Consider the following 25,276-nt stretch of genomic DNA (forward strand, 5'->3'; position numbering starts at 1 on the left):
GGGGGCCGTAGGTAAAACATTGTGAAATGGAGACTTGTCATGAAAAACCTCACAGCAATTGTCGCCGCCAGTATCATCGCCCTGACCACCGGCCTGGCCCAGGCGCGGGACCTGGGGCCGGATGAAGCGCTGAAATTGCGTGACGCTGGTACCATCCAGTCCTTCGAGAAGCTCAATGCCGCCGCCCTGGCCAAACATCCAGGTGGCACCGTGCATGAAACCGAACTGGAGCAGGAATACGGCAAATATATTTACCAGGTTGACCTGCGCGATGCCCAAGGCGTCGAGTGGGATGTGGAATTGGACGCTGTCACCGGGCAAGTCCTCAAGGATCATCAGGATACGTAATGAAGGTAAATCTACGCACCGGCAGTCGATTGGCGCTGGTGCTCCTGGCCTTTTGCTCGGTGGTGGCTGCCCGGGACCTCAACCAGGATGAAGCTCTGGAACTGCGCCAGCAGGGGGTGATCCTGTCCCTTGAACAACTGTTGCAGCAGGCCATGGCGCGGCATCCCGGCTCCCGGTTGCTGGAGGCCGAGCTAGAGAGCAAACACGGCAGCTATGTCTATGAAGTGGAACTGGTGACCACTGATGGCGTGGTCCGGGAAATCAAACTGGACGCGACCACTGGCGCACTGCTTAAAGACGAGGAAGATGACTGATGCGCCTGCTTCTGGTGGAAGACCACGTACCGTTGGCCGATGAACTGCTGGCCGGGCTCAAAGCCCAGGGTTATGCCGTGGATTGGCTGGCGGACGGGCGTGACGCGGTGTATCAGGGGCGCAGCGAGCCCTATGACCTGATCATCCTCGACCTGGGCCTGCCCGGCCTGCCTGGGCTTGAGGTGTTGAGCCAATGGCGCGCCGCCGCCCTGGCGACGCCGGTGTTGATCCTCACCGCCCGCGACTCCTGGGCCGAGCGCATCGAAGGGCTCAAGGCCGGGGCCGACGATTACCTGAGCAAGCCGTTCCACCCCCAAGAGCTGTACCTGCGCATCCAGGCGTTGTTGCGCCGCTCCCATGGCCAGGCCAACCAGCCGACCTTACAGGCGGCAGGCTTGCATCTGGATGAAGGCCGCCAGTGCGTGATGCGCGACGGTGCCGAGGTGCAACTGACCGCTGCCGAGTTTCGCCTGTTGCGTTACTTCATGCTGCATCCCGAACAGATCCTTTCCAAAAGCCACCTGGCCGAGCATTTGTATGACGGTGAGACCGAGCGCGACTCCAATGTCCTCGAGGTCCACGTCAACCATCTGCGGCGTAAGCTGGGACGCAGCGTGATTGAAACCCGGCGCGGCCAGGGTTATCGCTTTGGCGCCAGCCCCGCGTGAGGTCGATCCAGCGGCGGTTGAGCCTGGGGCTGATCAGCGTGATGGTGATCGTCGGCCTGGTGCTGGCACAAACCAGCCTGTGGCTGTTTGAAATGGGTTTGCAGCGCTACCTGGAGTCGGGTTTGCGCAATGACAGCGAAAACCTGCTGGTGGCCCTGGTGCGCGGCCCTGGCGGCGTGCAACTGGATGAGCAGCGCTTGTCACCGGCCTATCAGCGGCCGTTTTCCGGGCACTATTTCCGTATCGACTTCAGCGACCACCACTGGCGCTCGCGCTCACTCTGGGACCAGGAACTGCCGCAACTGCCCCAGGCCGGCCTGCAGGGCAACCTGCAATTGGGCCCGGAAGGCCAGCAACTGCTGGTGCTGCGTTCGGACTACAAGCGTTTCGGCCAGTCGATTTCCATCAGCGTGGCCCAGGACTACACGCCCGTGCGGGAAAGTTTTCGCCTGATGCGCCAGGTCGGCCTGGTCCTCGGGCTGGCGGCGTTGCTGCTGATCCTGATCCTGCAAAGGGTCACCGTGCGCCGGGCCTTGCGCCCGCTGGAAACCGCGCGTGAACAGATTGCGCAACTGCAACAAGGCCAACGCTCACAACTGGACACCCAGGTGCCAGTGGAGCTGGAGCCGCTGGTGGCGCAGATCAACCACCTGCTGGCCCACACCGAAGACAGCCTCAAGCGCTCGCGCAATGCCCTGGGCAACCTCGGGCATGCCCTGAAAACCCCCCTGGCGGTACTGTTGAGCGTGGCCTCCAGCGAGCAGCTCAAGGACCAGCCGCAACTGGCCAAGCTGCTGCGCGAGCAATTACAGCAGGTGCAGCAACGCCTCAACCGTGAACTCAATCGCGCGCGCCTTGCCGGTGAAACCCTGCCCGGTGCGTTGTTCGACTGCGACAGCGAATTGCCGGGCCTGCTGGCGACCCTGAACATGATTCACGGCGAGCACCTGGACCTGAGCTACCACGTTCGCCCCGGCCTGCAACTGCCGTGGGATCGCGAGGACTTGCTGGAGCTCTTGGGCAACCTGCTGGACAACGCCTGCAAATGGGCGGATGCCGAAGTGCGGGTGAGCATTGACGAGGCGCCCCACGGTTTTCAGTTGCGGGTCGAGGATGACGGGCCGGGGATTCCCGAGGCCCAGCGCACCCAGGTGTTCAGCCGCGGCACCCGCCTGGATGAACAGACCGATGGCCACGGCCTGGGGCTGGGGATCGTGCGCGATATCGTCGAGGTATGGGGTGGCACATTGCAGTTGCACGAGAGTGAACTGGGCGGCCTCAAGGTGCTGATCGAGCTGCCCCGACGCCAGGTCTGATGGCACCTTGCTTCCGATCTGTAGGAATTTGCAACAAGGCTTTTCCTGTAACGCCTGGCTGGGACTATTTCGCTTATAACAGCCGCCTGGCTGGCCACGTCGAGCGGGTTTTCCCGCTCGCAACCCATGGCATATGTCAGAGCACTTGTCAGCCGGGCACTCGCTTGCTCGGCACCTAATAAGAAAGATAAAAGGTGACTCCCATGCGAATGACCAAGCGTTTGTGCGTGTTTGCTGCTGTCGCAGCCTTTGCCGCAAGTACGGCTGCACTCGCCGCTCCCACATTTATCAACGTGCTGACTGGCGGCACCAGCGGCGTGTATTACCCGATTGGCGTGGGCCTGTCGCAGCTCTACAGCAACGGCATCGAAGGGTCGAAGACCTCGGTGCAGGCCACCAAGGCTTCCGTGGAAAACCTCAACCTGCTGCAAGCCGGTCGGGGCGAGCTGGCCTTTGCCCTCGGTGACTCGGTAGCCGATGCCTGGAATGGCGTAGAGGACGCTGGCTTCAAGGCTCCGCTGCAAAAACTGCGGGCGGTTGCCGGTACCTATCCCAACTACATTCAGATCGTTGCCAGCCAGGAGTCCGGCATCACCACCCTGGCCGACCTGAAAAACAAGCGCATCTCCGTCGGCGCGCCAAAGTCCGGCACCGAGCTCAACGCCCGCGCAATCTTCAAGGCGGCTGGCCTGCGCTACGAAGACATGGCCAAGGTCGAGTTCCTGCCTTATGCCGAGTCAGTGGAGTTGATCAAGAACCGCCAGCTGGATGCCACCCTGCAGTCTTCGGGCCTGGGCATGGCGGCGATTCGTGACCTGGCGGCGACCCTGCCGGTCACCTTCGTTGCCATTCCTGCGGATGTCATCGCCAAGATCGGCAACGCGGCCTACCAGGCCGGCACGATCCCGGCGGGCAGCTACGACGGTCAGGCCAGCGATGTATCGACGGTGGCCATTACCAACCTCCTGGTCAGCCATGACGGTGTGCCCGATGACGTGGCCTACCAGATGACCAAACTCATGTTCGACAACCTCGCTCGCCTGGGCAATGCCCATTCGGCCGCCAAGGATATCCAGCTCGAAGGCGCGGCCAAGGGCCTGCCGATCCCGCTGCATCCAGGCGCCGAGCGCTTCTACAGGGAAGTGGGCGCCCTGTAGACCACGTGCCAGAGCTGCCAGTAAAGCCTGCGTACACCGTACGCCAGGTTTTATTGGCCTATCGACGTTGTAATGTGGGAGTGCCTCCATGAGTGAGCAAGACCAAAGCCTCGCCGCCAATCCCAGGGATTGGCCCCGAGCCCTGTTCTATGTCGCGCTGTTGTTTTCCACCTTCCAGATCATCACCGCCGCCTTCCACCCGGTTTCCAGCCAGATTCTGCGGGCCGTGCACGTGGGCTTCCTGTTACTGGTGGTGTTTATGTGTTTTCCGGCGCGGGGCAGGGCCCAGCCCTGGCAACCGCTGGCCTGGCTGCTGGGGCTGGCCGGGATGGCCACGGCGTTCTACCAGTGGTATTTCGAAGCCGACCTGATTCAACGCTCCGGCGACCTGACTGGCAGTGACATGCTCGTCGGCCTGCTGCTGATCGTGCTGGTATTTGAAGCGGCGCGACGGGTGATGGGCATTGCCCTGCCACTGATCTGTGCGCTGTTCCTGGCCTACGGCCTGTTCGGCCAGTACCTGCCAGGCGACTTGATGCACCGTGGCTACGCCATCGACCAGATCGTCAACCAACTGGCCTTTGGCACCGAGGGGCTGTATGGCACGCCGACCTATGTTTCAGCCACTTACATCTTCCTGTTCATCCTGTTCGGCGCATTCCTTGAACAGGCCGGGATGATCAAGCTGTTCACCGATTTCGCCATGGGCCTGTTCGGCCACAAGCTCGGTGGCCCGGCCAAGGTTTCGGTGGTGTCGTCGGCACTGATGGGCACCATCACCGGTTCGGGCGTGGCCAACGTGGTCACTACCGGCCAGTTCACCATCCCGTTGATGAAGCGCTTTGGCTACAAATCGGCGTTTGCCGGCGGCGTGGAAGCGACCTCGTCGATGGGCAGCCAGATCATGCCGCCGATCATGGGCGCAGTGGCGTTTATCATGGCCGAGACGATCAACGTGCCGTTCTTCGAGGTGGCCAGGGCCGCGCTGATTCCGGCCTTGCTGTACTTCGGCTCGGTGTTCTGGATGGTTCACCTGGAAGCCCGGCGCTCCAACCTGTGTGGCCTGCCCAAGAGCGAATGCCCCAACCCCTGGGCGGCGGTCAAACAGCGCTGGTACTTGCTGATACCGCTGTTGGTGCTGATCTACCTGCTGTTCTCCGGGCGCACACCGTTGTTCTCGGGCATGGTCGGCCTGGCACTGACGTCCATCGTGATTCTTGGTTCGGCGATCATCCTGCGTGTTTCATCCAGGGTCATGCGCTTGGCCTTCTGGATTGCCCTGGGCGTGCTCTGCGCGGGGTTCTTCCGGCTGGGTATCGGCATGGTGTTCGGGGTGGTGGCGCTGCTGGTGGCGGTGTGCTGGTTTATCAAGGGCGGCCGCGACACCCTGGGCCTCTGCCTGCATGCGCTGGTCGAAGGCGCGCGCCATGCCGTGCCGGTGGGCATCGCCTGCGCCCTGGTGGGGGTGATCATCGGCGTGGTGTCGCTGACCGGGGTGGCCTCCACCTTTGCCGGCTATATCCTTGCCATCGGCCAGGACAGCCTGTTCCTGTCGCTGCTGCTCACCATGCTCACTTGCCTGGTGCTGGGCATGGGCATCCCGACCATTCCCAACTACATCATCACCAGTTCGATTGCCGCCCCGGCCTTGCTCGACCTGGGGGTGCCGCTGATTGTGTCGCACATGTTCGTGTTCTATTTCGGCATCATGGCGGACCTCACGCCACCGGTGGCGCTGGCCTGTTTCGCGGCGGCGCCGATTGCCCGGGCAAGCGGCCTGAACATCAGCCTGTGGGCGATCCGCATCGCGGTGGCCGGGTTTGTCGTGCCGTTCATGGCGGTGTACGAGCCGGCGTTGATGCTCCAGGGCGACAGTCTGCTGGCCACACTGTATGTGGTGGCCAAGGCGCTGCTGGCCATTGGCATCTGGGGCGCGGTGTTCACCGGTTACCTGCAGACCCGGCTCAGTGGGTGGGAACGCATGCTGGGCTTTGCCGCTGGTGCCAGCCTGATTCTGGCGACGCCGTTAAGCGATGAAATCGGCTTCGCCCTGGCCGTGCTGTTGATCGCACAGCACTGCTGGCGTGCTCGCCGAGCTCAGGTGGCCACTGCGTGATCGGCCTGTGCCTGGGGTTGGCCGGCGCGGTCTGGGCACAAGTCCCCACGCCAGCCTTCACCCTGGCCTGGACCCATACCGTTGAGAAAGTGCGCTGGGAGGAGGACTACCGCATAACGCCCGAGGGGTTGCTGTTGGGCGAGGCGCGGGTCAAGGGTTCCGGGGCAGGCATGGAAATCCCGCACGGCGCCGAACTGCGCGAGGGCAGTTGGCATTACCGGCGTCAGTTACCGCCTGTGCAACCGTTGCGTGTGGGGCGAGCCCCCGAGGCCGGGGATTATCAAGTGTGCTTCAACCAGCGCTGCCACTGGCTGAGTGCCTGGCTCGGCCCGCCACACGCGAGCCGACCGGCGCTGGAGCTGTGGGGGTGTGAGCTGGATGTTGCATCCAGCGCCAGGCCCCGCGCATTTTAAGGCGCCATCAGACTCGGAACTGGTCCATCAAGCCCTGTTGCTGATTGGCCAGGCTGTTCAGCGTCTGGCTGACCCGCGCCGATTCATTGGCTTGTTCCGACAGCGATTCGGTCACGTCGCGAATCGTCGCCACGTTGCTGTTGATCTCCTCGGCCACCGCGCTTTGCTGCTCGGCGGCGCTGGCGATCTGCAGGTTCATGTCGCTGATCACAGTCACGGCGTCGCCGATCTGGCGCAATGCCGTGACGGCCTGGCCCACCTGCTCGACACTGCCCTGGGCCTGGCGGTGGCTGTTGTTCATGGAACTCACCACTTCCTGGGTGCCGTTTTGCAACTGTTCGATCACCTGGCGGGTTTCTTCCACCGACTCCTGGGTGCGCCGCGCGAGGTTGCGCACTTCGTCCGCCACCACCGCAAAACCGCGCCCGGCCTCACCGGCGCGGGCGGCTTCGATGGCGGCGTTGAGCGCCAACAGGTTGGTCTGTTCGGCAATCGCGCGGATCACTTCCAGCACTGAACCGATCTGCTCGCTATTGGCCGCCAGGCCTTCGACCTGGGCCATCGCCGTACTCATGTCGGCGGCGAGGTGGCCGATGCTGGTGGTGGTGCGGTCGATCACGGTCAGGCCTTCGCGGGTGGCCTGGTCGGCATCGCGGGCGGCTTGTGCTGCCTGGGCGGCGCTGCGCGCGACATCCTGGGCGGTGGCGCTCATTTCGTGGGAGGCGGTGGCCACCTGATCCACCTGGCGGTACTGCTGGTCCATGCCGGCGCTGGTCTGGCTGGCTATTGCCGCCGATTGGTCGGCGGTGCTGCGCGCGTCCTGTACCGAGCGTTTGACCTCGGCAATGATCGGTTGCAGTTTGTCGAGGAAGCGGTTGAACCAACTGGCCAACTCGCCCAGCTCATCGCGCTTGTCGTAGGCCAGGCGCCGGGTCAGGTCGCCTTCGCCGCTGGCGATATCCTCCAGCATACGGGCCACGCCGAGGATCGGCCGGGTCACGCTGCGGGCCATCAGCCACACCAACAGCAAGCCGACGATGGCGGCGAGCAGGCCCAGGCCCAGTTCCAGCAGGGTGCCTTTGGTGTTGTCGGCATCCAGCTCGGCCTTGAGGGCTTGCGCGGGGCCGATCAGGACTTGTTCCGGCACATCCAGCAACACGCCCCAGGACTTGCCATTGGGAATGGGCTGGAAGGGGGCCAGGACCTTGAGTTGATGATCGGTACGCAGGCTGTAGGTCTGGGTGCTGCTGGCCATGGCGCTGATCAGTTGCGCGCCGCTGGCGGTATCCACACTGTCCAGGCGCTGGCTGAGCTTGCTGGCATCCGGGCTGTAGCCGGCGAGCAAACCCACCGGGCTGATGATGCTGACGTTGGTCTGGCCGTCATACAGTTTGCGGCTGGCGTTCTGGCTGACGGCCTGCAGGCTGTTGAGGTTGATGTCCACCGACAGCGAGGCGATGACTTTGCCATTGACCATGAGCGGGAACACGATGCTGGTCAGCAATACGTTGTGCCCGTCGATCACATAGAAGTACGGCTCGATCACACACGGCTTGAGCGTGCTACGCGGGCAGGTGAACCAGGTGTTGGCCTTTTCGCCGCTGGGGCCGACGCTGGTGTCGGACATATCGCTTTCCGGCAGCGCCATCGAGGTCAGCGTGCCGGGTGTCGGCTGCGACCAGTACAGGGCAAAGCGTCCCTTTTCATTGCTGCCCAGCTCCGCCTGGCCGGCGAACAGCTCATCCTTGCCATCCAGGGCGTTGGCTTCAAAGACCAGGGACAGGCCCAGCAGGTCCGGGTTGGCTTGCAGGGCAGCCTTGACCTGGCGGGTCAGGTCCTCACGCAGGTCGAAGGCATCGAGAAAGCGCTTCTCGGCCTGTTCGCGCAAAAACAGCACCTGGCGCGAAAAACCATGGCCGTACTGATAGGCGTCCATAAATTGCTGGCGGATGCCCAGGGCCTGGACTTCACCCTGGGCTTCGATGCGCGATTGGGCCGCGACATTGAGCATCTGCGTACTGGAGGTCTGGACCCTTTGTGAGCTCTGGTCCATCCGATACAGCGACAGACCCACCAGCAGGGTCACGATCCCCAACAGACAAAGGCCGGCGAGGAGGGTGATTTTCCATTGAATGGACAGCTGCCTGAGCGACATGGAGATCCTTAACCTTTCGTTACGACAGAGATGATCCGTTGTATCGGCCGCGTGGTTTTTTTCTTTATTCATACGATCAATTGAATTCTGTTTGCGACGTCGTGCTTTGACATGACGCGCCGGCTGCTGCAAAGTGCGCGCCCTCTAATAAAACTCCCTTTCTGCGTGTGCCGTGGTCGCCATCTGGCCAGGGCGCCGGCGCGTGTTGTTTTTATGTTTCTGTCTTGAGGTAACCATGATTAACGCAGTAATCGCCGCGGTCGGTACCATGCTCGTGCTCAGCCTGTCCCGCGTGCATGTGGTCATCGCGATCATCGTCGGCGCGCTGGTCGGCGGCTTGACCGGCGGCCTGGGGATCGACGCGACGCTCAGCGCGTTCAACAGCGGCCTGGGCGGCGGTGCCACAGTGGCGCTGTCCTACGCGTTGCTCGGTGCTTTCGCCGTGGCGATTGCCAAGTCCGGCCTGGCCCACGCCCTGGCGGACAAGGCCCTGCTGCTGGTGGACCGCCAGGAGGCTACCGGCGGCAGTCACGTCAAATGGCTGCTGATCTGCCTGCTGGGGGCGGTGGCGATTGCCTCGCAGAACATCCTGCCGATCCATATCGCCTTTATCCCGTTGCTGGTGCCACCGCTGCTGTATGTACTGACCAAGTTGCAGATTGACCGGCGCCTGATCGCCTGCGTCATGACCTTCGGCCTGATCACCCCGTACATGTTCCTGCCGGTGGGCTTCGGCAACATCTTCCTCAACCAGATCCTGCTGGCCAACGTTGCCAAGAGCGGGGTGGATATCAGCCAGGTCAATGTCACCCATGCCATGGGCATCCCGGCGCTGGGCATGGTGTTCGGCCTGCTGGTGGCGGTGTTTATCAGCTACCGCAAAAAGCGCGTCTATGACCTGGAGAAAATCGAACGGGTCGAGCAAGTGGCGGTGCAATACAACCCGCTGACCCTGCTGGTGGCCGGGCTGGCCATTGCCTCGGCCTTTATTATCCAGTTGTGGCTGGACTCGATGATCATCGGCGCCCTGGCGGGTTTCCTGATCTTCTCGGTATCGGGCATCGTGCGCTGGCGCGACACCGATGACCTGTTCACCGAAGGCATGAAGATGATGGCGATGATCGGCTTCATCATGATCGCGTCTTCGGGGTTTGCCGAAGTGCTCAAGGCAACCGGCCAGGTACAGACGCTGGTGCAGGCCTCCGCCGCGTTCATCGGCCACAGCCGTGGCGTGGGGGCGCTGTTGATGCTGCTGGTGGGCCTGCTGGTGACCATGGGCATTGGCTCGTCATTCTCCACCGTGCCGATCCTTGCGGCGATTTTTGTGCCGCTGTGTGTGCAACTGGGGTTCAGCCCGCTGGCCATCGTCTGCATCGTCGGCACCGCCGGGGCCCTGGGCGACGCCGGCTCTCCAGCGTCGGACTCCACCCTGGGGCCGACGTCGGGTCTGAACATTGACGGCCAGCATCACCATATCTGGGACACCGTGGTCCCGACCTTCCTGCACTACAACCTGCCGTTGCTGGTGTTCGGCTGGTTTGCCGCGATGACCCTGTAACACCCCCCCCCGTAGGAGTCGGCTTGCCGGCTCCTACAGTTTTTTCTCTGCGGGCCGTTAACCTCTTAACGTTGCCCTACAAGAGAGAAGATCCATGCGTCTGAGTCTGAAGGCCAAAGTCCTGTCCCTTGCCGTACTGCCGGTGTTGTTGTTTGCCGTGGTCATCAGCCTGACCACGGTGTGGATCCTCAAGGAACAGGCGCGCACCGAGGTGGCCGAAACCCGCCAGCGCCTGCTCAACAACGCCAAGGCCACCCTGCAAAGTTATGTCGAGGTGGCGATGACCACCATCAAGCCGCTGTACGACGCCGCAGCCCCTGGCGACACAGAGGTGCGGGCGCAGGTGGTCAAGTTGCTGTCCAACACCACCTACGGCAAGGACGGCTATTTCTTCGGCTACGACTCCGAAACCATCCGCCTGTTCAAGGGCAACAGCCCCGACGGCGTGGGCAAAAGCTTCAAGGACAACCGCGACCCCAACGGTGTCTACGTCAACCGCGACCTGGTGAAGGTCGGCAAGGACGGCAGCCACTACCTGCAATACAGCTCGACCCAGCCGGGGCAAACCGAACTGGTGCCCAAGCTCGGCTACACCGAATACCTGCCCAAGTGGGACATGGTGATTGGTACGTCAGTCAACCTCGACGGTATCGACGCCCTGGTCAGCGAGGTGGAAGCCAAGGTCAACGAGCGTATGGAAGGGGTGTTGTTGAGCATTATCGGTATTGCGGCGGTGCTGCTGTTGCTGATCGCAGCAGTGGGCATGCTGCTGGCCAATACCATCTTGAGTCCCTTGCACCTGATGAAGGCCAACCTCGACGACATCGCCGCCGGTGAAGGTGACTTGACGCGCCGCCTGGCAATCACCAGCCAGGACGAACTGGGTGAACTGGCGGGCTCGTTCAACCGGTTTGTCGACAAGATCCACGGCCTGGTGCGCCAGATCACCGACATGACTTCGCAACTGACCGGCCTGGTCAGCCAGGTGTCCGAGCAGGCCCATCGTTCGGAGCAGGCCATGGAGCGCCAGCGCCAGGAAACCGACCAGGTGGCAACCGCGATCAATGAAATGTCATCCGCCGCCCATGAAGTGGCGCGCAGTGCCCAGGGCGCGGCGGTGGCGGCCCAGCAGACCGACGCCGAAGGTCAGGCCGCCAAGCGCGTGGTGGATGGCAGCATCGCGCAGATTCATGCGCTGGTGAATGACATCCGCAGCAGTGGCGTGTCCCTGGACAGCCTGCAACAGGACGTGTCGTCGATTGTCAGTGTGCTTGGGGTGATCCGTTCGATTGCCGAGCAAACCAACCTGCTGGCCCTCAACGCCGCCATTGAAGCGGCCCGTGCCGGTGAAGCCGGGCGTGGGTTTGCGGTGGTGGCCGATGAAGTCCGCGCGCTGGCCAGCCGCACTCAACAAAGTACCCAGGAAATCCAGGGCATGATCGACCGCCTGCAAAAAGGCACCGAGGCGGCCGTGGAATCCATGCGCCGCTCCAGCGATGCCGGCGATGGCACCTCGGCCCAGGCCAATGAAGCCGGGGCGTCCCTCGATACCATGGCGCAGCTGATCGGCACCATTAACACCATGAACGCGCAGATCGCCAGCGCCGCTGAAGAGCAAACCGCCGTGGCCGAAGAGATCAACCGCAGCGTGCATCAGATTGCCGTGGCGGTGGACAGCGTGGCGGACGAGACCCAACAGGGCGCGCAGACCTCCCGCAGCCTGGCGGAACTGGGGCAGCGGTTGGGGCAGTTGGTGGGGCAGTTCAGGATCTGACCTGGTAATTGGGGTGCTGGTTCTGGCCTCATCGCAGGCAAGCCAGCTCCTACATTTGAATGTATTCACAGTTCAAAATGGGGGAGTTGGTGGGGCAGTTCAGGGTGTGACCTGGCGATTGCGGTGCTGGTTCTGGCCTCATCGCAGGCAAGCCAGCTCCTACATTTGAATGTATTCACAGTTCAAAATGTGGGGGTTGGTGGGGCAGTTCAGGATCTGACCTGGCGATTGCGGTGCTGGTTCTGGCCCCATCGCAGGCAAGCCAGCTCCCACATTTGATCGGTGAACACGGTCAAAATGTGGGAGCGGGCTTGCCCGCGATGAGGCCCTAACAGCCGCTACACATCCCGCATCAACAACCCAAACCCGATATCCATCTCCAACGGCACCGGCACCGGCACATACACCGTATGCCCATCCCCCGGCGCCACTTCGATCGCCTCACCCTTGGCGTTATGCATCATCCCCAAATCAAAGTGGAAATTCCCCGCTGGGGTCATCAACTCCAGGTGATTGCCCACGGCAAAGCGGTTCTTCACCTTGACCTCGGCCAGTTCCCCGCGCCGTTCGCCGGTCAATTCCCCGACAAACTGCTGTTGTTCCGAGACGGAGCTGCCGTTCTGGTAGTTCTGGTACTCGTCGTGCACATGGCGGCGCAGGAAGCCTTCGGTGTAGCCGCGCTGGGCCAGGGACTCAAGGTTGGTCATCAAGCCCCGGTCGAACGTGCGCCCGGCCACTGCATCATCAATGGCCTGGCGGTACACCTGGGTGGTGCGCGCCACATAAAAGTGGGATTTGGTGCGGCCTTCGATTTTCAACGAATGCACGCCCATCTGCGTCAGGCGCTCGACGTGCTGCACCGCCCGCAGGTCCTTGGCGTTCATGATGTAAGTGCCGTGCTCGTCCTCGAAAGCCGGCATCTGCTCATCCGGGCGATTGGCCTCTTGCAGCAGGAACACCTGGTCGGTGGGCGCGCCAAGGCCCAGGGTCGGCTCGGGTTGATACTGCTGGACGATATCACCCACGGTGTTTTCGACCGCCGGGGTGGCCTGGTATTTCCAGCGGCAGGCGTTGGTGCAGGTGCCCTGGTTGGCATCGCGCTTGTTCATATAGCCCGACAACAGGCAGCGCCCGGAATAGGCCATGCACAGCGCGCCATGCACAAACACTTCCAGCTCCATGGCCGGCACGTGCTGGCGGATCTCGGCGATTTCTTCCAGGGACAATTCCCGCGACAGGATGATCCGGCAGATGCCTTGCTGCTGCCAGAACTCGACGCTGGCCCAGTTCACCGTATTGGCCTGTACCGACAGGTGGATCGGCATCTGCGGGAAGTGCCGGCGCACCAGCATGATCAGGCCCGGGTCGGACATGATCAGCGCGTCCGGGCCCATGGCAATCACCGGTTCCAGGTCCTTGAGAAAGGTTTTGAGCTTGGCGTTGTGCGGCGCAATGTTGACCACCACATAAAATCGCTTGCCCTGGGCCTGCGCCTCGGCGATGCCCAGGGCCAGGTTGGCGTGGTCGAACTCGTTGTTGCGCACCCGCAAGCTGTAGCGCGGCTGGCCGGCGTAGACCGCGTCGGCACCGTAGGCAAAGGCGTAGCGCATGTTTTTCAGGGTGCCGGCAGGGGCGAGCAATTCGGGGGCAAGGACAGGGAGCATGGGGATTTGGGTCGCAAAAGGGCGGCAGGGTAGCCGAGCCGGGGCGGGCGCTTATTGATCTGGGTCTACGCTGTAGAAATAAAGATGGCACTCGTGCGACGCCCGGCGGACTAAGCAACAGGGCGCGCTGGGCGCCCGGCGTTTTTCTGGTACGGATCGGACATGAACCAAACGAATCTGCAATTCAAAACCCTGCTGTTGCTGCTGGTCATCGTGACCCTCGCGTTCTTCTGGATCCTGTTGCCGTTCTATGGCGCGGTGTTCTGGGCGGTCATCCTGGGGATCATCTTTGCGCCCATGCAGCGCCGCCTGCAGCTCAAGTTTGGCTGGAACCGCAACCTGACGTCGTTGTGTACCCTGATGGTGTGCCTGGTGATCGCGATTTTGCCGGTGATCATCACCAGCGCCTTGCTGGTGCAGGAGGGGGCGACGCTGTACAAGAACGTCGAAAGCGGCAAATTGGATGTGGCCGGCTACATCGAACAATTCAAGAACTTCCTGCCGCCGTACTTCCAGCACCTGCTGGACCGCTTCGGCATGGGCAACCTGGAAGGCCTGCGCGAGAAAATCGTCAAGGGCGCGATGCAGGGCAGCCAGTTCTTTGCCAGTCAGGCGTTCAGCTTTGGCCAGGGCACCTTTGATTTCCTGGTGAGCTTTTTCATCATGCTGTACTTGCTGTTCTTCCTGCTGCGCGACGGCCCCGACCTGGTGCGCAAAGTGCGCACGGCGGTGCCGCTGGCCGAGCCGCAGAAGCGTCGCCTGCAACTGAAGTTCAACCGCGTGGTGCGCGCGACCGTAAAGGGCAATGTGCTGGTGGCGGTGACCCAGGGCGCGTTGGGCGGCCTGATCTTCTGGTTCCTGGATATCCCCAGCGCGTTGCTCTGGGCGGTATTGATGGCGTTTCTGTCGTTGCTGCCGGCCGTGGGCGCGGGGATCGTGTGGGGGCCGGTGGCCGCTTATTTCCTGCTCAGCGGTTCAATCTGGCAGGGGGTGGTGCTGGCCTTGTTCGGGGTGTTTGTGATCGGCCTGGTGGACAACGTGCTGCGCCCGATCCTGGTAGGCAAGGACACCAAAATGCCGGATTACCTGATCCTGATCTCGACCCTGGGCGGCCTGTCGATCTTCGGCCTCAACGGCTTTGTCATCGGGCCGTTGATTGCCGCGCTGTTTATCTCCAGCTGGGCGCTGTTTGTCGAGACCAAACCGCGGGTGCGGCTGCCATTGCCCTAGGCTGAGAAGCAATGGGCCATCTTGCGTGACAGGGCTTGGGCATCGGGTAGTGAAGTCAGTGGGCCGCTGATGGCTTCACCGTCGCGTACCAGGTACCAGCAGGCGAGCAAACCCAGTTCCCGCAGGGGGCCGGGGACGGCACTGCCGATGACGGACATGATCTGGATAGTGGGCATATCTACCTCCATTGCTGATGGAGGTCACCTTACGGCGGCCAGGCGACGAGGGAAAATCACCCTGCTCGATAGTCAACATCACTGCGATCGAGACTGCGCCGGCAGGGGTTCAGTCAACCACCTGGTCCAGCATGTGCAGCACTTCCTGTTCATTGAGCAGGCCCTTGTGGACCAGGTTTTCTGCCAGCAGCGAGAGAAACTTGGCGCTGCGATGGCCCTCCAGGTGCTTGAGTTCGGTCAAGGCGCTGTAGACCTTGCTCGAAGTGCAGAGGCCGGCGGTACGGTGCGGGTTTTGTGTGGGCATGCTGGGTCGTCCTTGTTGTTATGACCTGTTATGGGGGACAGTTTCGATAGTGAGAGTGCCGCGTGACACAAACATGACAGCGCGCCCCCCGGTTGGGCAAGTGCACTTTGGCCTTAATAATGTCGGATTTAACAGTCGGCGTTGTCTCGATAGCGACCTTGGCGAGATTTATTCAGACCTGGTAGCCCATAAAAAAGCCCCGCCTGGAGGGCGAGGCTTTTTCTGCTGGGCTTACCAGCCGCGCCCGTAATAGCCGCGGGGCGGGCCGTAATAACCGCGTGGTGGCCCGTAATACACCGGCGCCGGGCGGTAATACACCGGCTGCTGCACATACACCGGCGCCGGCTGGTAATAGACCGGTGGCGGGGCGGCATACACCGGCTGCGGTTGGTAATACACCGGTTGTTGCTGCACATATACCGGCCGATCATGGCTGGCGATCACTGAGCCCACAACGGCTGCGCCGACAACCGCACCCAATACGGCCGGGCCACCCCAACCGCCACCATGGGCGCAGGCTTGGCCGGCTACAGCGAGTGCCCCGATCAGCAAGGCGATCCTGGGGATTTTACGAATCATGGTCTTTCCTCGGTTGGCCCCTGCGCTTGTGGTCTGCAATCAATAGACTCAAGGATTGTCGCGGGGATACTTTTAAGACAACGTATTTCAGGAAAACAGCACTACCACTAGGTAAAGGTTGTGTAAGGTCTGTACCGATTTGCTTACTTGAAGAGGCGTTACCGATGCTGATGAACCCTAACAAGGATACCCAGCTGTGCATGTCGTTGTCGGCCCGGCCAGGCAATTTCGGCCTGCGATTTCATAACCATTTGTATGAGCAGTTGGGGCTGAACTTCTACTACAAGGCCTTCAGCAGCCAAGACCTGAACGGCGCCGTGGCCGGCATCCGGGCCTTGGGTATCCGTGGCTGCGGGGTGTCGATGCCGTTCAAGGAGGCCTGTATCGAGTTGGTGGACGAACTCGACGACTCGGCTCGCGCCATCGCCTCGATCAACACCATCGTCAACACCGCCGGGCACCTCAAGGCCTACAACACCGACTACATCGCCATCGAGCAACTCCTGCAAAAGCACGCGGTGCCCAAGGACTCGACCTTCGCCCTGCACGGCAGCGGCGGCATGGCCAAGGCCGTGGCCAGCGCCTTGCGTGATGGTGGCTATGCCAATGGGCTGATCGTTGCGCGCAATGAAACGGCGGGCCGGGCCCTGGCGCACAACCTGGGGTATGAGTGGCAGGCGACATTGGGCAAGGCGCGCCCGCAGATGCTGGTCAACGTGACGCCGATCGGCATGACCGGCGGCGCCCAGGTGCAGGACCTGGCATTCGAGGCCGACGCGATTGATGCGGCCGATACGGTGTTCGATGTAGTGGCAATCCCCGCCGAAACACCGTTGATCGTGCGGGGAAGGGCCCAGGGCAAGCGGGTAATTACCGGCCTGGAAGTGATTGCGATCCAGGCCCTGGAGCAGTTCGTGCTGTACACCGGCATCCGGCCGACCGACGAACAGTTCCAGAAGGCGGTGAATTTCGCCCGCCAGTAAAAAATCTCAAAAACACTGCGGGCCCATGTAGGAGCGGGCTTGCCCGCGATGGCGGAGTGTCAGTCAACTATGTGTTAACTGATCCACCGCTATCGCGGGCAAGCCCGCTCCCACAGGGGGACGCGGTGTTTATTCGAGCCGCGACAGGCGCTCTTCCAGCGCCGCAATCCGTGCTTCGAGCTCTTCGATGCGTTCCAGAGGAACCCCGCTGCCAGCGCTGCTGCGCTCCACCGGGCTGCCACGGGCGGCCAGGATCGCCTCGATATCCGCCGGGTCGCCCAGGGAGTGGGTGTAGCGGTCTTCGCGCTGGCCGGCCTGCTTGGGTACCAGCACCGCCAGATCGCGAGCGATCAGGCGTTCCAGTTGGTGCACCACCTGCTCGGCATCTTCAAAGTCATGCATGCGCCCGCTGCGGGTCAGCAATTCGTTGACCGTCTGCGGGCCGCGCAGGAACAGCAGGCCAGTCAGAATCACCTGCGCCGGCACCAGCTCCAGGGCCTTGTCTACGCGGTGTTCCCAGCGGTCGGCGCGACTGCCCATCACCAGTTTGGTAAAGCCACGGCCTTCCAGGGCGCGCAGGCTCTGGCCGACTTGGCCCTGGCTGAGGTTCATCACCGGTTCGCGGCTGGTTTTCTGGTTGCAGGCCAGGACCAGGGCATTGAGGGTCAGCGGGTAGGTTTCCGGGTTGGTGGCCTGCTTCTCGATCAGGCAGCCCAGAACGCGGATTTCCGTGCTGTTGAGGCGCGGCTCGGAGGAGGTGGTGTCGTGCTCGGCGGTCATCGCGCTTTCCCTATGCAGTGAGCCCACTAGCCTAATCCCGAAAAAATAAAAGACAAGCAGCGCTCATGTCTATAATCGCGGCTGTTCAAACCCTGTCACCACTGTCGAGACTGTCATGACTATTTCCCTGTACGCCGCTTCCCTTCCGGTCTTCAAGCAAATGCTCAACGCCCTGAGCGATGTGTTGAACAAGGCCGAGGCCCACGCCACCGCCAAGAACATCGACCCGAACGCCTTGCTGCAGGCGCGTCTGTTCCCGGACATGTTCCCGCTGGTGCGCCAGGTGCAGATCGCCGTGGATTTTGCCAAGGGTGTTTCCGCGCGCCTGGCCGAGATTGAAGTGCCGAAATACGAAGACAGCGAAGTCACCTTCGCCGACCTGCAAGCGCTGATCGCCAAGGTCCTGGCCTTCATCGACACCATCACCGCGGCGCAGATCGACGGCAAGGAAGGCATCGAGATCGTCACCCGCCCAGGCACCCCTAAAGAGAAGCGCTTCAGCGGCCAGTCCTACCTGCTGACCTATGGTCTGCCGCAGTTCTTCTTCCACGTCACCACCGCCTACGCGTTGCTGCGTCATAACGGTGTGGAAGTGGGCAAGCGTGACTACATGGGCGCGTTCTAAGCCCTGAGTAACACTGCAAAAACAAATGTGGGAGCGGGCTTGTGTGGGAGCTGGCTTGTCGGATCGCCGCATCGCTGCGATAGCATCACCTCGGTATCACTGATAGACCGAGGTGATGCTATCGCAGGCAAGCCAGCTCCTACTTGCTTGCCGGGTTGTGTCAGGCCGGGTTTTTGTCTTCGTGGCCCAGGCACGCCGCTGCGGTGAATAGCACGTCGGTAGACGAATTCAGCGCGGTTTCCGCCGAATCCTGCAACACCCCGATAATGAAGCCCACGGCCACCACTTGCATGGCGATTTCACTCGGAATGCCGAACAGGCTGCACGCCAGTGGAATCAGCAACAGCGAACCCCCGGCCACACCCGACGCGCCACATGCACAGATCGCCGCCACCACGCTGAGCAGCACGGCGGTCGGCAGGTCGACCGCGATGCCCAGGGTATGCACGGCGGCCAGGGTCAGCACGGTGATGGTGATGGCGGCGCCGGCCATGTTGATGGTCGCACCCAACGGGATCGATACCGAGTAGGTGTCTTCGTGCAGGCCCAGGCGCTCACTCAACGCCAGGTTGACCGGGATGTTGGCCGCGGAGCTGCGGGTGAAGAAGGCGGTGATCCCGCTTTCACGCAGGCACAGCAGCACCAGCGGGTAGGGGTTGCGACGCAATTTCCAGAACACGATCGCCGGGTTGACCACCAGGGCCACGAACAGCATGCAGCCGATCAGCACCAGCAACAGGTGCGCATAACCGAGCAGCGCATCGAAGCCAGAGGCGGCCAGGGTCGAGGCCACCAGGCCGAAAATCCCCAGCGGTGCGAAGCGAATCACCACGCGCACGATCAGCGTGACGCCGTTGGACAGGTCGTCCAGCACGGTACGGGTGGTTTCCCCGGCATGACGGATCGCGATGCCCATGCCGATGGCCCACGCCAGGATCCCGATAAAGTTGGCGTTCATCAACGCGCTGACGGGGTTGTCCACCACGCTGAGCAACAGGCTCTGCATCACTTCGCCGATCCCGCCGGGAGCGCTGATGGCCACGTCATGGGTGCTGAGCACCAGGCTCGACGGGAACAGGGTGCTTGCAATCACCGCGACCACCGCCGCCGAAAAGGTACCCAGCAGGTACAGGAACAGAATCGGCCGGATATGGGTTTCCTGGCCATGCTTGTGGTTGGCAATCGAGGCCATCACCAGCACAAACACCAGGATGGGCGCCACGGCTTTGAGCGCCGAGACAAATACCTTGCCGATGAACGCGGTGGACAGGGCAGCACTGGGCGACAGCAGGGCTAGCAAGATGCCAGCAACCAGGCCGATGACAATTTGGGTCACCAGGCTGACGCGCAGCAGGCGTTGAAGCAGCGAAGGAGCAGCAGTCATAAGAGTGTCTCTAGTTTTTTTAATGTGTGCAGCGCTATGCAGGGCGCGAAGTCTAACATGCTGTAGGAAACATCCCGTTTGCTGCGGCATTCAGTCGCCAAGGCCGTGTGTGCTCCGGTCACATTCTGTTAAGATTCGCCATCCTCTTCTTATCTCTCTGTCAGCGGGCCCTTGGGTCAGCGCTGGCGTCGCCGTTTCTGGAGTTGTGCATGTTGTTGCCCATCCTGCTGCTGTCCGCAGCCGGTTTTACGGTGTTGACCACCGAATTTGTCATCGTGGGCCTGTTGCCCTCCATCGCCCGTGATTTGGATGTGAGCGTGTCCCAGGCTGGTCTGCTGGTGACCCTGTTTGCCTTCACCGTAGCCGCGTTCGGGCCGTTCCTCACCGCGTATTTCGCACGCTTTGAGCGCAAGCGCCTGTTTATCAGCATTCTGTTGATGTTCGGCGCGACCAACACCCTGGCGGCACTGGCGCCGAATATCTGGGTAATGGCCGTGGCCCGCCTGATTCCGGCGCTCGGATTGCCGGTGTTCTGGGCCCTGGCCAGCGAGACGGCGGTGGATATCGTTGGGCCGGACTACGCTGGCCGGGCGATTGCCAAAATCGGTTTCGGCATCGTCTGCGCCACGGTCTTCGGCATCCCGGTGGGTACGCTGATCTCCGATATGTTCGGCTGGCGCAGCGCCTTCGGCATTCTCGCCGGGGTGGCGGTGCTCAAGGCATTGCTGCTGTTGATTTACCTGCCGGCGACCACAGTGAAGAAGGACGCGGTGACCCTGCGTTCGCAGTTCAAGATCCTGCGCAACCCGTTGATGCAGGGCCACGTACTGCTGTCGATCCTGGTATTTAGCGGCATGTTCACTGCCTATACCTACCTGGCCGACATTCTCGAGCGCCTGGCCGGCTTCGATGGCACGCTGGTGGGCTGGTGCCTGATGGGCTTTGGCGCCGTGGGGCTGATCGGCAATTCCCTGGGCGGACGCATGGTCGACAAGCATCCGCTGATCGCCTCCATGGTGTTCTGCGGCTTTATGATTGCCGGCATGGTGGCGCTGGTACCGGCGATCCACTCCACCCTCGGCCTGGCTGCGGCCATGGGGATCTGGGGCGTGACCCAGGCGGCGCTGTTTTTGGTCAGCCATGTGCGCTTGATGAAGGCGGCGCCCCATGCGCCGGCATTTGCCGCGTCCTTGAACATTGCCGGGGCCAACCTGGGCATTGGCCTGGGCGCGATGGTCGGCGGGCGGGTGATCGACACCTTGGGCCTGGGCAGCCTGGGGTTCGCCGCGTCGGGTTTTATCCTGCTGTCGATTCTCCTGGCCCTGTGGCTGATGACCGCCAAGACCCGGGTCGTCTGCGCCTAGGCGGGCAACGCGGTAAACAGTTCGCGGCGAGCACCTTCGGTAATCGCCACGATGCCGGGGTGCTTGACCTTGCGTTCCACCGAGATGGCATAGAACGACTCGGTGACCGCGTCCGTCTGGCCAATCAATGCCACGCCGTATTGGCGCAGCACTTCCTCGGCAATCACGCTGGGGGCAATGAAAATCCCGCTGCCGGACTGGCCGAAGGCCTGCATCAAGGCGCTGTCGTCGAACTCACCGATGATTTTCGGGCGGATCTGCTGCTCGGCGAACCAGCGCTGCAAACGGCTGCGCACTACGGTTTCGGCACCGGGAATCAATAGCGGTGCACCGTGCAGGCACTGTGGGAAATCACCACCGTGCAGGTCCGCCAACGCCTGGGTGGCGAAGAAACTGATGCCGCATTCCCCAAGCTTCTGGCTGTAGCCCTTGATGTCCAGGTGCGTCGGCATCGGGCTGTCGGAGATCACCAGGTCCAGACGCTGGATCGCCAGGTCGGCCAGCAGGCGTTCGAGTTTGTCTTCACGGCAGGTAATGCGCAGTGGCTCGCTCAACTCCATGGTCGGCGCGATCAGGCGATAGACGATGGACTTGGGCACCACGTCCGCCACGCCAACGCGAAACACAATCTGCTGTTCATTGGGCTGGGCGCGCAACATCGCTTCCAGCTCATTGCCGGTCTGGAACATCTGCTCGGCATAGGGCAGGGCCTGGCGCCCAGCCTCGGTCAGCTCCAGTTGGCGGCCGACTCGTTGAAACAGTGCGATACCAAATGTCTGCTCCAACAGGCTGATTTGCCCGCTGATGGTCTGCGGCGTGAGGTTCAGTTGCTCGCAGGCACGCACGATGCTGCCGGTCTTGGCGACTACCCAGAAGTAGTGCAGTTGTCGGTAATTGAGCATCAGGCGCCTCGGTTGCAGAGTATTACTTCGTGTAAATCGAAGTATAAGCGAAAAAAATACGAATTTTCCTGAAGTGTTCGCTTCCTTAGAATGCCTCGCTATCGCGGGCCCAATGCTTGGGTCCAACGGTTCTAACGAGGAATACATCATGAAACTCAATTCCCTGGGCGCGGCGTCGTTGCTTGCGCTTTCATTAGTGGTGCTCAGTGGTTGCGACCAGGTCGAGAAGAGCACCCAGCAGGTGCTGGGCAAAGCCAGCGAAGCGGCCAAGCAGGCCATTGATGACACCCATAAAGCCGCCGAACAGGCGTTGAGCGAAGCGACCCAGGGTTTGATTGCCCCCAAGGAAGACGAGCAAGAGCAGGATTCCAAGCCTGAGCCAGATTCCAAAGAAGCTTAATTTCCCGTACACCCAGTCAGGACTGACCTATGGATTACCTTTTACAGCTGGCCGCCAGCCCCACCGCCTGGGTGGCCCTGGCGACGCTGATCGTCATGGAAATCGTGCTGGGGATCGACAACCTGATCTTCATCTCGATCCTCACCAACAAGCTGCCGGAGCAACACCGGGCCAAGGCACGGCGCATCGGCATCAGCATGGCGCTGATACTGCGCCTGGGCCTGTTGAGCACCATCGCGTTTATCGTGCAACTGACGGCGCCGGTGTTTGAAGTGTTCGGCCAGGCGTTTTCGTGGAAGGACATGATCCTGATCGCCGGTGGCCTGTTCCTGGTGTGGAAGGCGACGACCGAGATCCACCACAGCATGGACCCGGAGCCCGAAGAGAAAGCCAGCGTCGGCAATACCGTGGCGATCGGCTTTGCCGCGGCCATCGGGCAGATCCTGTTGCTCGACCTGGTGTTCTCCATCGACAGCATCATCACCGCCGTTGGCATGACCGAGCATTTGCCGATCATGATCATTGCCGTGGTGACCTCGGTGATCGTGATGCTGGTGGCGGCTGAACCCCTGGCCAAGTTCATCAACGACAACCCGACCGTGGTCATGCTGGCCCTGGGCTTCTTGATCATGATCGGCATGACCTTGATCGCCGAAGGCTTCGGTGCCCATGTGCCTAAAGGCTACGTGTATGCGGCCATGGCTTTCTCGGCTGCCATCGAGTGCCTGAACATCGCGCGGCGCAATCGCCACAAGCGTTTGCTCGCTGCCCGCCAGTAACCGCTGGAACCCAAAGGCCGGCTGCGCTCACATGAGCCCAGCCGGCTTTTTGCTGTCTGTTAGAATCCCCGCACTTGATAGCTTGAGGTCCACCATGAACGAGCCGATTCGCCTGACCCAGTACAGCCACGGTGCCGGATGTGGCTGCAAGATTTCGCCGCAGGTGCTGGAAGTGATCCTCGCCGGCAGCGGTGCGCAGAACCTCGACCCCAAGCTCTGGGTGGGCAATGCCTCGCGGGACGACGCGGCGGTGTACGCCATCGACGACGAGCGCGGGGTGGTGTCCACCACTGACTTTTTCATGCCGATCGTCGACGACCCCTTCGATTTCGGGCGCATAGCCGCCACCAACGCCATCAGCGATATCTACGCCATGGGCGGCGATCCGTTGATGGCTATCGCGATTCTCGGCTGGCCAGTCAACGTGCTGGCCCCGGAAGTCGCCCGCGAAGTGATTCGCGGTGGCCGCGCGGTGTGTGACGCAGCGGGCATCCCCCTGGCCGGTGGCCATTCCATCGACGCCCCGGAGCCGATCTTCGGCCTGGCCGTCACCGGGCTGGTGCACAAACGCCATATGAAGCGCAACGACACCGCCACCGCTGGCTGCCGTTTGTACCTGACCAAACCCCTAGGTATCGGCATCCTCACCACCGCCGAGAAGAAGGGCAAGCTGCGGCAGGCGGATATCGGCCTGGCGCGGGACTGGATGTGCACCCTCAACAAGCCCGGCAGCCGCTTCGGCAAGCTGGCTGGGGTTAGCGCCATGACCGACGTGACCGGTTTCGGCCTGCTCGGGCACCTGGTGGAAATGGCTGACGGCAGTGGTTTGACTGCCCTTATCGAATACGAAAAAGTCCCACGCCTGCCGGGGGTGGAGTACTACCTGGACCAGGGCTGTGTGCCCGGTGGCACCCTGCGCAATTTCGACAGCTACGCCAGCCAATTGGGCCGTATCAATGAATTGCACAAGCGCGTGCTGTGCGACCCGCAAACCAGTGGCGGGCTGCTGGTGGCGGTCACGCCCGAGGGCGAAGCCGAGTTTCTGGCGGCAGCTGCCGAACTGGGCTTGAACCTGGCGCCGATTGGCCAGTTGGTTGAGCGACAGAGCAACGCGGTAGAGGTGTCTTGATGCCCATCGACATTACCGATTACCGCGATATCTTTCTCAACGACCGGCCGATGATGGACACCCGCGCACCGGTCGAATTCGTCAAGGGCGCGTTCCCCGGCGTGGTCAACCTGCCGTTGATGAACGACGACGAACGCCAGCGGGTGGGCACTTGTTATAAGCAGCAGGGGCAGCAGGCGGCGATTGTGCTGGGGCACCAACTGGTCAGCGGCGCAATTTTGCAGGAGCGATTGGCGCGCTGGACCGCGTTTGCCCAGGCCAACCCTGACGGTTACCTGTATTGCTTCCGTGGCGGCTTGCGTTCGCACTTGGTGCAGAAGGTGCTCAAGGACGAAGCGGGGATCGACTATCCCCGGGTCGGCGGTGGCTACAAGGCCATGCGTACCTTCTTGCTGGAGACTGTGGAGCAGGCGGTCGAGCAGTGTGACTTTGTCCTGCTGGGTGGCCTGACGGGCAGTGGCAAGACCGAGGTGCTCCATCAGTTGCGCAATGGCCTGGACCTGGAGGGGCATGCCAATCACCGGGGCTCCAGCTTTGGCAAGCGCGCCACGGGCCAGCCATCGAATATCGACTTTGAAAACCGCCTGGCGGTGGACGTGTTGAAAAAACGTGCGCAAGGGATCGAGCAGTTCGTGCTTGAAGATGAAAGCCGCATGATTGGTAGCTGCGCCTTGCCGCTGAACCTGCACCGGGGCATGCAGGCGTACCCGATGGTATGGCTGGAAGAAAGCCTGGAAAACCGCGTCGAGCGGGTCTTGCGCGACTATGTCATCGACCTGTGCGCGCAGTTCGAGGCCGAGTTTGGCGAAGCGGGCTTCAGCCTGTTCGCCGAGCGTCTGGTGCAGAGCCTGGCCAATATCCACAAGCGCCTGGGCGGCGAACGCTACCAGCGCTTGCACGGGCTGATGCAGGACGCCCTGGCCGAGCAGGCCCGCTCGGGGAACGTGGATTTGCACCGCGGCTGGATTGTCGGGCTGCGTGAATACTACGACCCGATGTACGCGTTCCAGCGTGAGAAGAAGGGCGCGCGGATCGAGTTTGCCGGGGAGCAGGGGGCGGTGCTGGAGTATCTGCGCGAGCGTGGTGCCCGGCGCGGGTGATTGGCTGGTTTTCGGGCCTCATTTGCAGGCAAGCCAGCTCCCACATTTTGAATGTATT

Annotated in this window: 25 protein-coding genes; 17 read left to right on the forward strand and 8 right to left on the reverse strand. The window is 62.0% G+C overall.

Annotated elements, in window-relative coordinates:
* Window positions 1-39 precede the first annotated feature (39 nt).
* From HBO11_RS03170 to HBO11_RS03200, 7 genes are all read left to right on the forward strand, one after another.
* The gene (locus HBO11_RS03170) at window positions 40-348 is read left to right on the forward strand and encodes a PepSY domain-containing protein (RefSeq protein WP_169957027.1); all 309 of its coding nucleotides are present in this window, start codon (window positions 40-42) and stop codon (window positions 346-348) included.
* Entirely contained in the window at window positions 348-662 is a 315-nt protein-coding gene (locus tag HBO11_RS03175) for a PepSY domain-containing protein (RefSeq protein ID WP_169957028.1), read from the forward strand. The genes HBO11_RS03170 and HBO11_RS03175 overlap by 1 nt, the downstream gene beginning before the upstream one ends.
* On the forward strand, window positions 662-1,330 hold the full coding sequence (locus tag HBO11_RS03180; protein WP_169957029.1) for a response regulator transcription factor: 669 nt from the start codon (window positions 662-664) through the stop codon (window positions 1,328-1,330). Before HBO11_RS03175 ends, HBO11_RS03180 begins: the two co-directional genes overlap by 1 nt.
* On the forward strand, window positions 1,327-2,646 hold the full coding sequence (locus HBO11_RS03185; RefSeq protein ID WP_169957030.1) for a sensor histidine kinase: 1,320 nt from the start codon (window positions 1,327-1,329) through the stop codon (window positions 2,644-2,646). Before HBO11_RS03180 ends, HBO11_RS03185 begins: the two co-directional genes overlap by 4 nt.
* 203 nt (window positions 2,647-2,849) lie before the next feature.
* Entirely contained in the window at window positions 2,850-3,803 is a 954-nt protein-coding gene (locus tag HBO11_RS03190) for a TAXI family TRAP transporter solute-binding subunit (RefSeq protein ID WP_169957031.1), read from the forward strand.
* Between the two features lie 88 nt (window positions 3,804-3,891).
* Window positions 3,892-5,919, forward strand: coding sequence for a TRAP transporter permease (locus HBO11_RS03195; RefSeq protein ID WP_169957032.1), 2,028 nt, complete (start codon window positions 3,892-3,894; stop codon window positions 5,917-5,919).
* Window positions 5,916-6,332, forward strand: a complete 417-nt coding sequence (locus tag HBO11_RS03200; protein ID WP_169957033.1) for a DUF1850 domain-containing protein — start codon at window positions 5,916-5,918, stop codon at window positions 6,330-6,332. Before HBO11_RS03195 ends, HBO11_RS03200 begins: the two co-directional genes overlap by 4 nt.
* Before the next feature lie 7 nt (window positions 6,333-6,339).
* Here HBO11_RS03200 and HBO11_RS03205 read toward each other — a convergent pair whose 3' ends face one another.
* On the reverse strand, window positions 6,340-8,487 hold the full coding sequence (locus HBO11_RS03205) for a methyl-accepting chemotaxis protein (protein WP_169957034.1): 2,148 nt from the start codon (window positions 8,485-8,487) through the stop codon (window positions 6,340-6,342).
* 238 nt (window positions 8,488-8,725) lie between these two features.
* Here HBO11_RS03205 and HBO11_RS03210 point away from each other — a divergent pair, with 238 nt between their 5' ends.
* Entirely contained in the window at window positions 8,726-10,045 is a 1,320-nt protein-coding gene (locus tag HBO11_RS03210; RefSeq protein WP_166647879.1) for a Na+/H+ antiporter NhaC family protein, read from the forward strand.
* Between the two features lie 94 nt (window positions 10,046-10,139).
* Window positions 10,140-11,819 carry a methyl-accepting chemotaxis protein gene (locus HBO11_RS03215; protein ID WP_169957035.1) on the forward strand — a complete coding sequence of 560 codons (1,680 nt, stop codon included), beginning with the start codon at window positions 10,140-10,142 and terminating at the stop codon, window positions 11,817-11,819.
* A 338-nt stretch (window positions 11,820-12,157) separates the two neighbouring features.
* Here HBO11_RS03215 and yegQ read toward each other — a convergent pair whose 3' ends face one another.
* Window positions 12,158-13,483, reverse strand: a complete 1,326-nt coding sequence (gene yegQ, locus HBO11_RS03220) for a tRNA 5-hydroxyuridine modification protein YegQ (protein WP_169956216.1) — start codon at window positions 13,481-13,483, stop codon at window positions 12,158-12,160.
* 162 nt (window positions 13,484-13,645) lie between these two features.
* On the opposite strand from yegQ, the gene HBO11_RS03225 reads away from it, so the two are divergent.
* Complete coding sequence (locus HBO11_RS03225) at window positions 13,646-14,713, forward strand: AI-2E family transporter (protein WP_169956214.1); 1,068 nt, start codon at window positions 13,646-13,648, stop codon at window positions 14,711-14,713.
* Here HBO11_RS03225 and HBO11_RS03230 read toward each other — a convergent pair.
* The 3 genes from HBO11_RS03230 to HBO11_RS03240 all read right to left on the reverse strand — a co-directional run bounded on the left by HBO11_RS03230 (window position 14,710) and on the right by HBO11_RS03240 (window position 15,772).
* Window positions 14,710-14,889: a hypothetical protein gene (locus tag HBO11_RS03230; protein WP_169956212.1), complete on the reverse strand. Its 180-nt coding sequence runs from the start codon at window positions 14,887-14,889 to the stop codon at window positions 14,710-14,712. The genes HBO11_RS03225 and HBO11_RS03230 overlap by 4 nt on opposite strands.
* Window positions 14,890-14,998: 109 nt before the next feature.
* Window positions 14,999-15,193, reverse strand: coding sequence for a hypothetical protein (locus HBO11_RS03235; protein WP_029296627.1), 195 nt, complete (start codon window positions 15,191-15,193; stop codon window positions 14,999-15,001).
* A 231-nt stretch (window positions 15,194-15,424) separates the two neighbouring features.
* Window positions 15,425-15,772, reverse strand: a complete 348-nt coding sequence (locus tag HBO11_RS03240; RefSeq protein ID WP_169956210.1) for a hypothetical protein — start codon at window positions 15,770-15,772, stop codon at window positions 15,425-15,427.
* Window positions 15,773-15,936: 164 nt separating this feature from the next.
* Here HBO11_RS03240 and HBO11_RS03245 point away from each other — a divergent pair, with 164 nt between their 5' ends.
* Window positions 15,937-16,755: a shikimate 5-dehydrogenase gene (locus tag HBO11_RS03245; protein WP_169956208.1), complete on the forward strand. Its 819-nt coding sequence runs from the start codon at window positions 15,937-15,939 to the stop codon at window positions 16,753-16,755.
* Window positions 16,756-16,884: 129 nt separating this feature from the next.
* On the opposite strand, the gene HBO11_RS03250 is transcribed toward HBO11_RS03245, so the two are convergent.
* Window positions 16,885-17,535, reverse strand: a complete 651-nt coding sequence (locus tag HBO11_RS03250) for a DUF480 domain-containing protein (protein WP_169956206.1) — start codon at window positions 17,533-17,535, stop codon at window positions 16,885-16,887.
* Window positions 17,536-17,650: 115 nt separating this feature from the next.
* Between HBO11_RS03250 and HBO11_RS03255 the strand changes: the two genes are divergently transcribed.
* Window positions 17,651-18,160 carry a DUF1993 domain-containing protein gene (locus HBO11_RS03255; protein ID WP_169956204.1) on the forward strand — a complete coding sequence of 170 codons (510 nt, stop codon included), beginning with the start codon at window positions 17,651-17,653 and terminating at the stop codon, window positions 18,158-18,160.
* Between the two features lie 160 nt (window positions 18,161-18,320).
* Here the strand turns inward: HBO11_RS03255 and sstT are convergent, their stop codons facing one another.
* Complete coding sequence (gene sstT / locus HBO11_RS03260; protein WP_169956202.1) at window positions 18,321-19,544, reverse strand: serine/threonine transporter SstT; 1,224 nt, start codon at window positions 19,542-19,544, stop codon at window positions 18,321-18,323.
* A gap of 209 nt (window positions 19,545-19,753) precedes the next feature.
* Here sstT and HBO11_RS03265 point away from each other — a divergent pair, with 209 nt between their 5' ends.
* Complete coding sequence (locus HBO11_RS03265; RefSeq protein WP_169956200.1) at window positions 19,754-20,908, forward strand: MFS transporter; 1,155 nt, start codon at window positions 19,754-19,756, stop codon at window positions 20,906-20,908.
* On the opposite strand, the gene nhaR is transcribed toward HBO11_RS03265, so the two are convergent.
* The gene (gene nhaR / locus HBO11_RS03270; protein WP_169956198.1) at window positions 20,905-21,810 is read right to left on the reverse strand and encodes a transcriptional activator NhaR; all 906 of its coding nucleotides are present in this window, start codon (window positions 21,808-21,810) and stop codon (window positions 20,905-20,907) included. The genes HBO11_RS03265 and nhaR overlap by 4 nt on opposite strands.
* A 148-nt stretch (window positions 21,811-21,958) precedes the next feature.
* Here nhaR and HBO11_RS03275 point away from each other — a divergent pair, with 148 nt between their 5' ends.
* The 4 genes from HBO11_RS03275 to mnmH all read left to right on the forward strand — a co-directional run bounded on the left by HBO11_RS03275 (window position 21,959) and on the right by mnmH (window position 25,218).
* Window positions 21,959-22,210, forward strand: coding sequence for a hypothetical protein (locus tag HBO11_RS03275; protein WP_169956196.1), 252 nt, complete (start codon window positions 21,959-21,961; stop codon window positions 22,208-22,210).
* 29 nt (window positions 22,211-22,239) lie between these two features.
* Complete coding sequence (locus HBO11_RS03280; protein WP_057726241.1) at window positions 22,240-22,989, forward strand: TerC family protein; 750 nt, start codon at window positions 22,240-22,242, stop codon at window positions 22,987-22,989.
* A 94-nt stretch (window positions 22,990-23,083) separates the two neighbouring features.
* Window positions 23,084-24,118, forward strand: a complete 1,035-nt coding sequence (gene selD / locus HBO11_RS03285) for a selenide, water dikinase SelD (RefSeq protein WP_169956194.1) — start codon at window positions 23,084-23,086, stop codon at window positions 24,116-24,118.
* Entirely contained in the window at window positions 24,118-25,218 is a 1,101-nt protein-coding gene (gene mnmH, locus HBO11_RS03290) for a tRNA 2-selenouridine(34) synthase MnmH (protein WP_169956192.1), read from the forward strand. Before selD ends, mnmH begins: the two co-directional genes overlap by 1 nt.
* Window positions 25,219-25,276 lie beyond the last annotated feature (58 nt).

The sequence above is a fragment of the Pseudomonas sp. WS 5010 genome (assembly GCF_012985565.1).
In the GTDB taxonomy this organism is placed as follows: domain Bacteria; phylum Pseudomonadota; class Gammaproteobacteria; order Pseudomonadales; family Pseudomonadaceae; genus Aquipseudomonas.

Bases quoted from the DNA above. Each gene is read 5' to 3' on its own strand.
- HBO11_RS03170 (WP_169957027.1), top strand. From the start codon at position 40: ATGAAAAACCTCACAGCAATTGTCGCCGCCAGTATCATCGCCCTGACC.
- HBO11_RS03175 (WP_169957028.1), top strand. From the start codon at position 348: ATGAAGGTAAATCTACGCACCGGCAGTCGATTGGCGCTGGTGCTCCTG.
- HBO11_RS03180 (WP_169957029.1), top strand. From the start codon at position 662: ATGCGCCTGCTTCTGGTGGAAGACCACGTACCGTTGGCCGATGAACTG.
- HBO11_RS03190 (WP_169957031.1), top strand. From the start codon at position 2,850: ATGCGAATGACCAAGCGTTTGTGCGTGTTTGCTGCTGTCGCAGCCTTT.
- HBO11_RS03195 (WP_169957032.1), top strand. From the start codon at position 3,892: ATGAGTGAGCAAGACCAAAGCCTCGCCGCCAATCCCAGGGATTGGCCC.
- HBO11_RS03205 (WP_169957034.1), bottom strand. From the start codon at position 8,487: ATGTCGCTCAGGCAGCTGTCCATTCAATGGAAAATCACCCTCCTCGCC.
- HBO11_RS03215 (WP_169957035.1), top strand. From the start codon at position 10,140: ATGCGTCTGAGTCTGAAGGCCAAAGTCCTGTCCCTTGCCGTACTGCCG.
- yegQ (WP_169956216.1), bottom strand. From the start codon at position 13,483: ATGCTCCCTGTCCTTGCCCCCGAATTGCTCGCCCCTGCCGGCACCCTG.
- HBO11_RS03225 (WP_169956214.1), top strand. From the start codon at position 13,646: ATGAACCAAACGAATCTGCAATTCAAAACCCTGCTGTTGCTGCTGGTC.
- HBO11_RS03230 (WP_169956212.1), bottom strand. From the start codon at position 14,889: ATGCCCACTATCCAGATCATGTCCGTCATCGGCAGTGCCGTCCCCGGC.
- HBO11_RS03235 (WP_029296627.1), bottom strand. From the start codon at position 15,193: ATGCCCACACAAAACCCGCACCGTACCGCCGGCCTCTGCACTTCGAGC.
- HBO11_RS03240 (WP_169956210.1), bottom strand. From the start codon at position 15,772: ATGATTCGTAAAATCCCCAGGATCGCCTTGCTGATCGGGGCACTCGCT.
- HBO11_RS03245 (WP_169956208.1), top strand. From the start codon at position 15,937: ATGCTGATGAACCCTAACAAGGATACCCAGCTGTGCATGTCGTTGTCG.
- HBO11_RS03250 (WP_169956206.1), bottom strand. From the start codon at position 17,535: ATGACCGCCGAGCACGACACCACCTCCTCCGAGCCGCGCCTCAACAGC.
- HBO11_RS03255 (WP_169956204.1), top strand. From the start codon at position 17,651: ATGACTATTTCCCTGTACGCCGCTTCCCTTCCGGTCTTCAAGCAAATG.
- sstT (WP_169956202.1), bottom strand. From the start codon at position 19,544: ATGACTGCTGCTCCTTCGCTGCTTCAACGCCTGCTGCGCGTCAGCCTG.
- HBO11_RS03265 (WP_169956200.1), top strand. From the start codon at position 19,754: ATGTTGTTGCCCATCCTGCTGCTGTCCGCAGCCGGTTTTACGGTGTTG.
- nhaR (WP_169956198.1), bottom strand. From the start codon at position 21,810: ATGCTCAATTACCGACAACTGCACTACTTCTGGGTAGTCGCCAAGACC.
- HBO11_RS03275 (WP_169956196.1), top strand. From the start codon at position 21,959: ATGAAACTCAATTCCCTGGGCGCGGCGTCGTTGCTTGCGCTTTCATTA.
- HBO11_RS03280 (WP_057726241.1), top strand. From the start codon at position 22,240: ATGGATTACCTTTTACAGCTGGCCGCCAGCCCCACCGCCTGGGTGGCC.
- selD (WP_169956194.1), top strand. From the start codon at position 23,084: ATGAACGAGCCGATTCGCCTGACCCAGTACAGCCACGGTGCCGGATGT.
- mnmH (WP_169956192.1), top strand. From the start codon at position 24,118: ATGCCCATCGACATTACCGATTACCGCGATATCTTTCTCAACGACCGG.